Genomic DNA, 11,324 nt, shown 5'->3' with positions numbered 1-11,324 from the left:
GCGCGTGGGGCGCGCCTGGGCGGTGGCCGCGGTGATCGACCAGGACGGCGAGCCGGTGCGGGTCGGGACCGGGGTGGAGAGCGCCGGCGCGGCGCGGCGCACCGTGCGGCTGGAGGGCGAGACCGTGCCGCCCGGTCGCCTGGCCGATCTGCAGCGTCAGGTCTGGCTGACGCCAGCCCAGGACCGGCTGTTCCTGGAGGGGGCGGGGGATCGACGGCGGTTCTTCGACCGGCTGGTGTTCGCCGCTGAGCCGGCGCACGCGGCCCATGCCTCGGCCTATGAGAAATCCCAGCGGGAGCGCATGCGGCTGCTGACCGACGGTCCCGCCGATCCGACCTGGCTGACGGCCCTGGAGGCGCGCCTGGCGGAGGCCGGGGCGCTGATGGCCTCTGCGCGGGCCCGCACCCTTCAGGCCCTGCAGGAAGAGATCGACGGCCGCGGCGACCGGCCCTTTCCCGGCGCGCGGATGACGCTCACCGGCGACTGGGAGCGGATGGCCGCTGAGGGGGCTGAATTGGCGCAGATCGAGGACCGGTTGGCGCGGGCCCTGGCGGGCGCGCGCGACCGCGACGCGGCCGCCGGACGGGCCTTAACGGGGCCGCACCGGGGCGATCTGGCGGTCATCCACGCCGAAAAGGACCGTCCGGCCGCGGAATGCTCCACCGGGGAGCAGAAAGCCCTGATTTTGAACCTGGTTTTGGCCCAGGCCGCGCGTCTTTCGCGTGCAGAATCAGCGCCAAACCCTATATTGCTGCTGGATGAAGTCGCAGCACATCTGGATCGCCGTCGGCGGGCCGCGCTGTTCGACGAAATCGAGGCGCTCGGGCTCCAGGCCTTCCTGACCGGAACCGACGAGCACCTGTTTGAAGATCTGACCGACCGAGCCCAGGGCGTCCGTGTGGACGGTCAGGCTTTGGCCATTCTGGACGGCGCATGAGCGAAGATAACGAGACCCAGGGCGCGGCCGAGTACGGCGCGGACTCCATCAAGGTCCTGAAGGGCCTGGACGCGGTGCGCAAGCGCCCGGGGATGTACATCGGCGACACCGACGACGGCTCCGGCCTGCACCACATGGTCTATGAGGTGGTCGACAACGCCATCGACGAGACCCTGGCCGGCTGGGCGACGCGGGTCGAGGTGATCCTCAACGCCGACGGCTCCTGCACGGTCACCGACGACGGCCGCGGCATTCCCACCGACATCCACGAGGGCGAGGGCGTCTCGGCGGCCGAGGTCATCATGACCCAGCTGCACGCCGGCGGGAAATTCGACCAGAACAGCTACAAGGTCTCCGGCGGTCTGCACGGGGTCGGCGTCTCGGTCGTGAACGCGCTCTCCGACTGGCTGAAGCTCAAGGTCCACCGCAACGGCTTCACCCACGAGATGGAGTTCCGGCGCGGCGACGCGGTCTCGCCCCTGGTGATCACCGGCCCGGCTCCGCGCCGCGAGAACGGCGAAGCCCTGTCGGGCACGGAAGTGACCTTCCTGCCCTCGACCGACACCTTCGCCTTCATCGATTTCGACCGGAAGACCCTGGAGCACCGCCTGCGCGAGCTGGCCTTCCTGAACTCGGGCGTCACCATCTGGCTGAAGGACCATCGCGAGGCCGAGCCCTTCGTCGAGGTCATGCACTATGAGGGCGGCATCGAGGCCTTCGTGCGCCACCTCGACAAGGCCAAGACCCCGCTGCTCAAGACCCCCATCGTGATCCGCGGCAAGCGCGAGAACGTCGAGGTGGACCTGTCGCTCTGGTGGAACGACGGCTACCACGAGAACGTCCTGTGCTTCACCAACAACATCCCCCAGCGGGATGGCGGCACCCACCTGGCGGCGTTCCGTTCGGCGCTCACACGGATCATCTCCAGCTATGCGGAAAGCTCCGGCGCGGCCAAGCGCGAGAAGGTCTCGCTGTCGGGCGAGGACGCCCGCGAGGGCCTGACCTGCGTGCTGTCGGTCAAGGTGCCCGACCCCAAGTTCTCGTCCCAGACCAAGGACAAGCTGGTCTCCTCCGAGGTCCGCCCGGCCGTCGAGGGCCTGGTCGGCGAGGGGCTGTCGACCTGGTTCGAAGAGCACCCGGTCGAGGCCAAGCAGATCGTCCAGAAGATCGCTGAGGCCGCCGCCGCCCGTGAGGCCGCGCGCAAGGCCCGCGAACTGACCCGGCGCAAGACCGCGCTCGACATCTCCTCCCTGCCCGGCAAGCTCGCCGACTGTTCGGAGAAGGACCCGGCCCTGTCGGAAGTGTTCCTGGTCGAGGGCGATTCCGCCGGCGGCTCGGCCAAGCAGGCCCGCAACCGCGAGAACCAGGCCGTCCTGCCCCTGCGCGGCAAGATCCTGAATGTCGAGCGGGCCCGGTTCGACAAGATGCTGGGCTCGGACCAGATCGGCACCCTGATCACGGCCCTGGGCGCCGGTATCGGTCGCGACGACTTCGATATCGAGAAGATCCGCTACCACAAGATCGTCATCATGACCGACGCCGACGTCGACGGCGCCCACATCCGGACCCTGCTGCTCACCTTCTTCTACCGGCAGATGCCGCAGGTGATCGAGCGCGGCTATCTCTATATCGCCCAGCCGCCGCTCTATAAGGCCTCGAAGGGCAAGTCCTCGCGCTACCTCAAGGACGACGCCGAACTCGAGACCTATCTGATCGACGAGGGCATCGAGGGCGCGACCCTCGACCTGTCCTCCGGCGAGCGGCTGACCGGCCAGGACCTGCTGGGCCTGGTGCACCAGGCCCGCGGCGCCAAGGCCAATATCGACCGGCTGTCGTCCCGCGCTCCGGTCTTCGCCATCGAGCAGGCGGCGCTGGCCGGCCTGCTGGGCGAGGGCGGCGACGTGGCCAAGGCCGCCGAACGGCTCAACCTCTACGCCGAGGAAGGCGACGGCCCCTGGAGCGGCGAGCCCGCCCCGGCCGGCGGCTACCTCTTCTCCCGCGTGCGCCGCGGCGTCACCGAGCGCGTGGTGCTGGACGAACTGCTGCTGCAGGCGGCCGACGCCCGGCGCCTGGCCGAGCGCAGCCAGGCCATGGCCGACACCTTCGAGAAGCCGGCCCTCTTCACCCGCAAGGACAAGGCGACGACCGTGCGTGGTCCCCTCGACCTGTTCGCCGCCATCATGGAGGCCGGCCGCCGGGGCCTGTCGATCCAGCGCTACAAGGGGCTGGGCGAGATGAATCCCGAGCAGCTGTGGGAGACAACCCTGGATGTGGACGCCCGCACCCTGCTCCAGGTCCGGGTCAATCACGCCGACGACGCCGACGACATGTTCACCCGACTGATGGGCGACCTGGTTGAGCCGCGCCGCGAGTTCATCCAGGCCAACGCCCTGGACGCCGAGGTCGATATCTGACGCGAGAGCCCGGCGTGTACACGTTTTCAGTGTGCAGCCGGGCGTCTCGTCGCTGAAATTTCAACCAACGGTCATTTTGGGCGCCCCTGCGGCAGGCGTGCGGCCCAACGCCGCGATCGGTTTGACCCCTTCTTCACACCCTTGACTAAGAATCTGATTCGATTGCCGAATCAGCGCGCTCACCACAATGCTGGCGTGCGTCGTCGGCGTGTGAGCTGGAGTAGGAACGCGTGGCCGAGCCCGAAGGGACCCTGGTCCCAGAACGAATTCTGGAACTCTCGGAGCGGCTCTCCACCGTGGCCGGCGCCAAGATCGGCGAGATTTCGTCGATCAACCGCGAAGCCAAGATGCTGGCGATCAACGCCCTGATCACGGCGGCCCGGGCGGGGGAGGCGGGCAAGGCCTTCGCCATCGTCGCCGAGGAATTCAAGCGCATCGCCAGCGAGATCGACGACGTGGCCATGGGCATGGAGACCCAGGTCCGCGCTGACCTGCGCGAACTGTCGGCGGTGGGCGGCGCGATCCTCGGCCACCTGCGCGGCCAGAGGCTGGCGGACCTCGCCCTCAACGCCATCGAGATCATCGACCGCAATCTCTATGAGCGCACCTGCGACGTGCGCTGGTGGGCGACGGATTCGGCCGTGGTCAGCTGCGTGGCCGAGCCCTCGGACCAGGCCTCGCGCTTCGCCTCCAGCCGGCTGAAGGTGATCCTCGACGCCTATACCGTCTATCTCGACCTCTGGATCTGCGACCGGGCCGGCAAGGTGATCGCCACCGGTCGGCCGGATCGCTATCCGGGCGCCAAGGACATCTCCGTCGCCGGCGCCAGCTGGTTTCAGCAATCCATGCGCACCCGCTCGGGCGACGAGTTCGTGGCCTGTGACATCGAACGCGCCCCGGCCCTGGGCAACGCGCCGGTCGCCACCTACGCCACGGCGATCCGCGAGGGCGGCCAGGCGAACGGCAAGGCGATCGGCGTGCTGGGCATCCACTTCGACTGGAAGCCCCAGGCCCAGGCGGTGGTCGATGGCGTGCGGATGACCGAGGAGGAGGCGGCCCGGTCGCGGGTCATGCTGCTCGACCACAAGGGTCGGGTGCTGGCCTCGTCCGACGGCAAGGGCGAGCTGGAGGAAACCTTCCGCCTGCCCGGCGACGCGGTCAGCATGGGCAGCTATGCGCTGGACGGGGCCACGGTCGGCTACGCCCTGACGCCCGGCTATGAGACCTATCAGGGCCTGGGCTGGTACGGCTGCATCCTGCAGCGCGAGCCGCCGAAGGCCCAAGCGCAGTCGACCCGCGCCGCTTAGCCAGCCTGCTGGCGCAGCACGTCCATCACCGCCTCGCCATAGCGGGCGAGCTTACCTTCGCCCACGCCTGAAATGGCGGCCAGGTCCGACAGGCCGGAGGGCCGCGCGACCGCGATCTCGGCGAGCGTCCGGTCGTGGAAGATCACGTAGGGCGGCAGGTGCTGGCGCGCGGCCTCGTCGCGGCGCCAGGCCCGCAGGGCCTCGAACACCGGCTGGTCCTGGGCCGGCATGATCCGGTCCTCGCGCACCTTGCGGCGCGGCTTCCTGGCTTCCTTCTCCTCCAGGCCCTGGCGCAGGGCGACCTTTCGCTCGCCGCGATAGACCAGCCGAACCTCGGCCGCCTCGCCCAGGCCGATCAGGGGACGGCCGTCATTGGGGTCCTCCTTCAGGAGACCGTCGAACAGCAATTGGTCGAGCAGATCGCGCCACCCCGCCGCGCTCAGCTCCTGGCCGACGCCAAAGGTGGACAGCCCGGCCTCGAAGCTCGACGGGTCCTTGGTCTTGCCGAGCAGGTGCTCGATCAACCGCCCGCGCCCGAACCGTCCGCCCAGGCGATGCACCGCCGACAAAGCCTTCTGGGCTGACTGGGTGGCGTCCACCGTGGCCACGGCGCCCAGGCAGATGTCGCACTGGCCGCAGGGGGCCACGCCCTCCTCGCCGAAATAGCGCCGCACGGCGGCGGCCCGGCAGGTCACCCCGTCCAGCATGGCGTAGAGCTGGCGGACCTTGCGGCCCTGGACCGACTTGACCTCCTCGTCGACGTCGCGGCCGTCGAGTCGACGGAAAGCCCAGGCCATGTCGGCGGCGCCATAGAGGGTGATGCCCTCGGCCGGTTCGCCGTCGCGGCCCGCCCGGCCGATCTCCTGCCAATAGGCCTCGATGGAGGCGGGCGGATCGGCGTGGATCACATAGCGGACGTCGGGCTTGTCGACCCCCATGCCGAAGGCGATGGTCGCCACCATTACGGCGGCGTCTGCTTCCAGGAACTTCTCCAGGCGCTCGGCGCGGACGGTCTTGTCGAGGCCGGCATGATAGGCGAGCGCCGGAACCCCGAAGCCGCGCAGGGCCTCGGCCAGCTTGTCGACCCCGTCGCGGGAGCCGGCATAGATCACGCCGGAGCGATCGGGCCTGGCTTCCACCAGCTCCAGCACCCGCTTGTGGCCCGCGCCGCGCTTGCGCTCCGCCTGCAGGGCCAGTTCCGGCCGGGCGAAGCTGGCGACAAATTCGGCGGCGTCCTTCAGGCGCAGCTCGGTGCGGATGTCCTCCCGCGTCCGGGCGTCCGCCGTGGCGGTCACGGCCAGGCGCGGCACGGTCGGGAACAGCTCGGCGACCCGGCCCAGCATCCGGTATTCGGGTCGGAAGTCGTGGCCCCACTGGCTGACGCAGTGGGCCTCGTCGATGGCGATCAGGGCCAGAGGCGTGCGCGAGAGCCGCTCCAGCATGGAGGGCTGCATCAGGCCCTCCGGCGAGACATAGAGCAGGTCGAGCGTTCCGGCCTCGATCCGCGCCCAGGTCTCCATCCGCTCGCGGGGCTCGATATTGGAATCCAGCCGCGCGGCCGAGACGCCGGACTGCACGAGACCGGCCACCTGGTCGGTCATCAGCGCGATCAGGGGCGAGACGACGAGACCCAGGCCGGGCCGCATCAGGCTGGGGATCTGGTAGCAGAGCGACTTGCCGCCCCCGGTGGGCAGCACGGCCATGGCGCTGCGCCCCTCCAGGATCTCGGTGATCACCTCGGCCTGGCGGCCCCGGAACTCGGCGTGGCCAAAGGTGCGGCGCAGGATCTCCCGGGCCTGGTCCAAGGATGCGGTCATGGGCGGCTTATGGCCCGCGTCGCCGTCGCCGGTCCAGCGCCCCAGGCGGCGAATTCCCCGGCGTAGCCGAAGTCTTAACCGAGCCAAGCTAGGCTGTGCGTCATTCAAAGGGTTCAGGAGGACCCTGCCATGGCGCTCAAAGCGTTTCTGTCGATGGTCGCCCTTGCGGCCGTGATGGTGGGGCTGATGCTGCCCGTCCCGTCCGGCCAGCGCGCAGCGGCCAAGTCCCAGATCACCACGGTCGAACTCGGCGCGGGCTGATCCTTCGCGGGTCGCTCCGCATTGGGCGTCCTTCCGAACAGCCCATCATCGGCTAGACTTGGGCCCGATGAGTCGCGCCGGCCCCCTGACCTTCTATGAATTCTTCGCCGGCGGCGGCATGGCCCGTCTGGGGCTGGGCGACGCCTGGACCTGCGCCTTCGCCAACGACTTCGATCCGGTCAAGGCGGCGACCTATCGCGACAATTTTCCCGACGCCGCCGACCATTTCCATGAGGGCGACGTCTGGGCGCTGGCGCCGGAGCGCCTGCCCGGCCGCGCCGATCTCGCCTGGGCCTCCTCGCCCTGTCAGGACTTCAGCCTGGCGGGCGGGCGCGCCGGCCTGGCGGGGGGACGGTCCTCGGCCTTCTTCGGCTTCTGGCGGCTGGTCGAGGCCCTGGCCGCCGAGGGCCGCGCCCCACGCAATGTAGTGATCGAGAACGTCAGCGGTCTGCTCACCTCCCACGGCGGGGCGGACTTCACCGCCCTGTGCGCCGCCTTGGCCGCCGCCGGCTACCGCTTCGGGGCGCTGGAGATCGACGCGGCGGCCTTCCTGCCCCAGTCGCGGCCGCGCGTGTTCGTGATCGCCACCCGTGAGCCCGTTCCGCCCGCCCTGGTCGGCGACAGCCCGTTCCAGACCCGGGCCGTGCGCGAGGCCCAGGCCCGGCTGCCGGCCGAGCTGGCCGCCCGCTGGATCTGGTGGCGCGGCGAGGCGCCGGGCCGCCGGAACACTGCGCTTGCCGACATTCTGGAGCCCGACGACGCCGTCGCCTGGCACACGCCGGACAAGACCCGGATCCTGCTGGCCATGATGTCGCCGCTGCACCGGGCGCGCATCGCCCAGGCCCAGGCCGGCGGCGAGCGCGTGGTCGGCGGCCTGTTCCGGCGCATGCGGGTCGAGCAGGGCGCCAAGGTCCAGAGGGCCGAGGCGCGGTTCGATGGCCTGGCCGGCTGCCTGCGCACGCCTCGCGGCGGCTCTTCCCGCCAGACCCTGGTGGTCGCCGACGCCGGGCAAGTGCGCACCCGCCTGATCAGCGGCCGTGAAGGCGCCCGGCTGATGGGCCTGCCCGACGCCTACCGCCTGCCCCGGGCGGAGACCTCGGCCCTGCATGTGGTGGGCGATGGCGTGGCCGTTCCGGTCGTGCGCTGGCTGGCCGCCCGTCTGCTGGAGCCCCTGCTCGAGGCTCAGGCGCCCGCCGTCGTCGCGGCCTGACCGCGCCGGGCTGTTAGAAAACCTACGGGGTTTTGGCCCACAAGCTCCCTTCCAAATCCCGCCGGGCGGCCTAAGTTCGGGCTCAGGTTCGCACAGGACAATTCCCCATGGCCGACACCGGCGCCTCCACCTATGACGCCGCCCGCTACAAGCGGGCTGGGCGCGGCAAGATCTATGACTCCATTCTCGACACCATCGGCGACACGCCTCTGGTGGCCCTGCCGAACCTGACCAAGGCCTTGAAGCCCAAGGGCCAGGTCGTGGCCAAGCTTGAGTTCTTCAATCCGATCGGCTCGGTGAAGGACCGCATCGGCGTCTCCCTGATCGAATCCCTGGAAGCCTCCGGACACCTGAAGCCGGGCGCCACCATCGTCGAGCCGACCAGCGGCAACACCGGCATCGCGCTGGCCTTCGTCGCCGCCTCCAAGGGCTACAAGCTGATCCTGTGCATGCCGGAGAGCATGTCGATCGAGCGCCGCAAGATGCTGCTGCTCCTGGGCGCCAAGCTGGAGCTGACCCCGCCCGAGCGCGGCATGGCCGGCGCCGTCGCCCGCGCCCGCGAGCTGGTCGAGGCCATTCCCGGGGCGGTCATGCCCCAGCAGTTTGAGAACGCCGCCAATCCGCTGATCCACCGGGTCTCCACCGCCGAGGAAATCTGGAATGACACCGAGGGTCGCGTCGATGCGATCATCTCGGGCGTCGGCACCGGCGGCACCATCACCGGCCTCGGCCAGGTGCTGAAGCCCCGCAAGCCCTCCCTGAAGATGATCGCGGTCGAGCCGCAGTCCTCGCCGGTGCTGTCCGGCGGCGCGCCGGCCCCGCACAAGATCCAGGGCATCGGGGCCGGCTTCGTCCCTTCGATCCTCGATCGCGGGGTGATCGACGAGATCATCCAGGTGTCCAATGAGGACAGCTTCGCCATGGCCCGTCGGGTCGCGGCCGAGGAAGGCATCCCGGTCGGCATTTCTTCGGGCGCGGCGCTCACCGCCGCTTTCGACGTCGCCAGCCGTGACGAGTTCGCGGGCAAGCTGGTCGTCGCCATCATCCCGAGCTTCGCCGAGCGCTATCTCTCCACGGCCCTGTTCGAGGGGCTGTAGGGCCGGGCGCGCCGGCCATGACCGACGTCTATTCGCCTCAGAAGCGGTCGGCGGTCATGGCCCGGGTGAAGGGCAAGAACACCACGCCGGAACTGGCGGTGCGCAAGGCCCTGACCGGCCTGGGCGCGCGCTACCGGCTGCATCGCAAGGATCTGCCGGGCAAGCCGGACATCGTCCTGGCCGGGCGGCGGCTGGCGATCTTCGTGCATGGCTGCTTCTGGCACGGCCACGACTGCGCCCGCGGCGCCCGCGTGCCCCAGGCCAACCGCGACTACTGGGTCGCCAAGGTGGCGCGCAACCAGGCCCGCGACCAGCGCAACCGCGCCGACCTGGACGCCGCCGGCTGGCGGGTCGAAACCGTCTGGGAATGCGAGCTCAGGGACCCGGCCGCGCTCAGGGCGCGGCTGGAGGCGATGCTCTAGGCCACCGCCGCCCGGGTGTCCTCGTCCTGGCGCTCCATCGCCTGGGACAGGGCGGCGACCAGGTCGCGGGGATCGAAGGGCTTGGCGGCGTGGCCGGTCATGCCCGCTTCGCGGCATTCGATGAGGTCGCGATCATTGCCGGTGGCGGTGCAGGCGATCACCGGGGTCGCCCGATTGGGGCCGGCGCCCGCGCGCAGCCGACGGCAGGTCTCCCGCCCGTCCAGACCCGGCATGTAGACGTCCATCAGGATCACGTCGAAGGGCGCGGCCTGGGCCAGGTCGAGCGCCTCCTGGCCGGACGCGGCCTCGGTGAGTTCGATGCCGAAGGGCTCCAGCATCAGGGCGACGGCGCGGCGGTTGATCTCATGGTCGTCGACGACCAGGACCCGGACCGCCTCGGCCAGCTCGACCGCCGCATTCGCCGGCGCCTCGTGCGGCTGGGCCGGCTCCATCGGCACGGACAGGGTGAAGATCGCGCCCTGTCCGGGGGTTCCGTCGGCGGTCAGATCCCCGCCCATCAGATGGGCCAGGTGTCGGCTGATCGACAGGCCCAGGCCCGTGCCCCCATGGGTGCGGGCGGTGGAGGCGGAGCCCTGTTCGAAGGGGGTGAACAGCCGCTCCAGCTGGGCGGGGGTCAGGCCGGGCCCGGTGTCGGCGACGCAGAAGGCGAAATGGTCCCCGTCCCGGTCCAGGGCCAGGACCACCCCGCCGGTCTCGGTGAACTTCAGCGCGTTGGACAAGAGGTTGTTCAGCACCTGGCGCAGGCGCGTGGGGTCTCCGCGCCGCCAGTCGGCGACCCGTTCCAGGCCCTCGACCGTGAGGATCAGGCCCTTGCGGGCGGCCTCGGCCCGCCAGAAGGCGGTGGTGTCGGTGACCATGGCGGCGGGATCGAAGGCGACGGTCTCGATGCGCATCGCCCCGGCCTCCATCTTGGCCAGGTCCAGGAGGTCGTTCAGCAGGCTGCGCATCATGCGGCCTGACTGGCCGATCAGCTCGGCCTCGCTGCGCAGGGCGGGCTCCGCTCCCGGCCGGCGGCCGATGGCCTCGGCCCCCGCCAGGATCGCGCTGATCGGGGTGCGCAGTTCGTGGCTGACCATGGCGATGAAGGCCGACTTGGCGTCGACGGCGGCCTCGGCCACCCGGCGGCCTTCCTCGGCCTCTTCGCGCGCCTCGCGCTGGGCTTCGAGCGCATCGGCGGCTGAGCGCCAGAGCAGGGTCGAGGAAAACACCAAGAGCACGCTGATCATGCCGATCGCGACCCCGAAGAACGAGGCGCCTGACAGCCGCCAGGCGAAGATCGCCGTGACCATCAGATAGACGCCATAGGGCGCCATGGAGGCCGCATAGGCCGCCCGCGACTTCTGGCTGGTGACCACGGTCTTCAGCACGCCGACGCCCAGGAACAGACCGCCGCAGACCAGGCCCCAGGGGCCGCGGGCCAGGATCGAGGCGATGGCCAGGGAGCCGAACACGGTGGAGTTCAGGGCCAGCAGCAAGAGGGCGATCCGACGCCCGGCCGGGCGGTTGATCGCGCGACCGGCGCGGAACAGCAGGAATTCGGCGGCCTGAAGGACGCCATAGGCGGACAGCCAGACCACACTGGCGCGCCAGCCGACCACCGGCATGAAGCACAGGGCGTAGAAGACGGCGAAGATCAGGTTGGGCCGCACGCCTTCGCGGCGGGCCATCAAGGCGCCGGCAAGATCGGGAGTGTCGGGGGTGTCCATAAGGCCGTCCCGGCGCGCGTCAGGCTGCAGTCGTGCAGGTTCGAGGCGCGAGCATGGGCTCGGGCTTTGAATCAAACGTAAAGTTGTGCCCAAATTGGGTGTGAATTCTGAGGGGGCGCCAGAAATCGCCAG

Annotated in this window: 9 protein-coding genes; 7 read left to right on the top strand and 2 right to left on the bottom strand. The window is 70.2% G+C overall.

Annotated elements, in window-relative coordinates; all coding sequences use genetic code 11:
- The 3 genes from MQH10_RS21425 to MQH10_RS21415 form a co-directional block, all read left to right on the top strand.
- On the top strand, positions 1-937 hold a 937-nt coding region (locus MQH10_RS21425; RefSeq protein WP_272887075.1), incomplete at its 5' end, for a DNA replication/repair protein RecF.
- On the top strand, positions 934-3,351 hold the full coding sequence (gene gyrB, locus MQH10_RS21420) for a DNA topoisomerase (ATP-hydrolyzing) subunit B (RefSeq protein WP_242566013.1): 2,418 nt from the start codon (positions 934-936) through the stop codon (positions 3,349-3,351). The genes MQH10_RS21425 and gyrB, both read left to right, overlap by 4 nt.
- Positions 3,352-3,581: 230 nt before the next feature.
- Positions 3,582-4,658, top strand: a complete 1,077-nt coding sequence (locus MQH10_RS21415) for a methyl-accepting chemotaxis protein (protein ID WP_242566012.1) — start codon at positions 3,582-3,584, stop codon at positions 4,656-4,658.
- On the opposite strand, the gene recQ is transcribed toward MQH10_RS21415, so the two are convergent.
- A complete protein-coding gene (gene recQ / locus MQH10_RS21410; RefSeq protein WP_242566011.1) occupies positions 4,655-6,475 on the bottom strand; it encodes a DNA helicase RecQ in 1,821 nt (606 codons plus the stop codon). The genes MQH10_RS21415 and recQ overlap by 4 nt on opposite strands.
- Before the next feature lie 129 nt (positions 6,476-6,604).
- On the opposite strand from recQ, the gene MQH10_RS26570 reads away from it, so the two are divergent.
- The 4 genes from MQH10_RS26570 (at position 6,605) to MQH10_RS21395 (ending at position 9,465) form a co-directional block, all read left to right on the top strand.
- Positions 6,605-6,736 carry a hypothetical protein gene (locus tag MQH10_RS26570; RefSeq protein ID WP_272887074.1) on the top strand — a complete coding sequence of 44 codons (132 nt, stop codon included), beginning with the start codon at positions 6,605-6,607 and terminating at the stop codon, positions 6,734-6,736.
- A 67-nt stretch (positions 6,737-6,803) separates the two neighbouring features.
- Entirely contained in the window at positions 6,804-7,946 is a 1,143-nt protein-coding gene (locus MQH10_RS21405) for a DNA cytosine methyltransferase (RefSeq protein ID WP_242566010.1), read from the top strand.
- 107 nt (positions 7,947-8,053) lie between these two features.
- Positions 8,054-9,043, top strand: a complete 990-nt coding sequence (gene cysK, locus MQH10_RS21400) for a cysteine synthase A (protein ID WP_242566009.1) — start codon at positions 8,054-8,056, stop codon at positions 9,041-9,043.
- A gap of 17 nt (positions 9,044-9,060) precedes the next feature.
- Positions 9,061-9,465 carry a very short patch repair endonuclease gene (locus tag MQH10_RS21395; protein ID WP_242566008.1) on the top strand — a complete coding sequence of 135 codons (405 nt, stop codon included), beginning with the start codon at positions 9,061-9,063 and terminating at the stop codon, positions 9,463-9,465.
- On the opposite strand, the gene MQH10_RS21390 is transcribed toward MQH10_RS21395, so the two are convergent.
- On the bottom strand, positions 9,462-11,192 hold the full coding sequence (locus tag MQH10_RS21390) for an ATP-binding protein (protein WP_242566007.1): 1,731 nt from the start codon (positions 11,190-11,192) through the stop codon (positions 9,462-9,464). The two genes, MQH10_RS21395 and MQH10_RS21390, sit on opposite strands and share 4 nt — an antisense overlap.
- Positions 11,193-11,324: the final 132 nt, after the last annotated feature.

The sequence above is a fragment of the Phenylobacterium aquaticum genome, assembly GCF_022695515.1.
Taxonomy (GTDB): domain Bacteria; phylum Pseudomonadota; class Alphaproteobacteria; order Caulobacterales; family Caulobacteraceae; genus Phenylobacterium; species Phenylobacterium aquaticum.
Note: the sequence above shows the minus strand (reverse complement) of the source record. Positions and strands in the feature narration are given on the sequence as shown.

Bases quoted from the DNA above. Each gene is read 5' to 3' on its own strand.
- gyrB (WP_242566013.1), top strand. From the start codon at position 934: ATGAGCGAAGATAACGAGACCCAGGGCGCGGCCGAGTACGGCGCGGAC.
- MQH10_RS26570 (WP_272887074.1), top strand. From the start codon at position 6,605: ATGGCGCTCAAAGCGTTTCTGTCGATGGTCGCCCTTGCGGCCGTGATG.
- MQH10_RS21395 (WP_242566008.1), top strand. From the start codon at position 9,061: ATGACCGACGTCTATTCGCCTCAGAAGCGGTCGGCGGTCATGGCCCGG.
- MQH10_RS21390 (WP_242566007.1), bottom strand. From the start codon at position 11,192: ATGGACACCCCCGACACTCCCGATCTTGCCGGCGCCTTGATGGCCCGC.
- recQ (WP_242566011.1), bottom strand. From the start codon at position 6,475: ATGACCGCATCCTTGGACCAGGCCCGGGAGATCCTGCGCCGCACCTTT.
- MQH10_RS21405 (WP_242566010.1), top strand. From the start codon at position 6,804: ATGAGTCGCGCCGGCCCCCTGACCTTCTATGAATTCTTCGCCGGCGGC.
- cysK (WP_242566009.1), top strand. From the start codon at position 8,054: ATGGCCGACACCGGCGCCTCCACCTATGACGCCGCCCGCTACAAGCGG.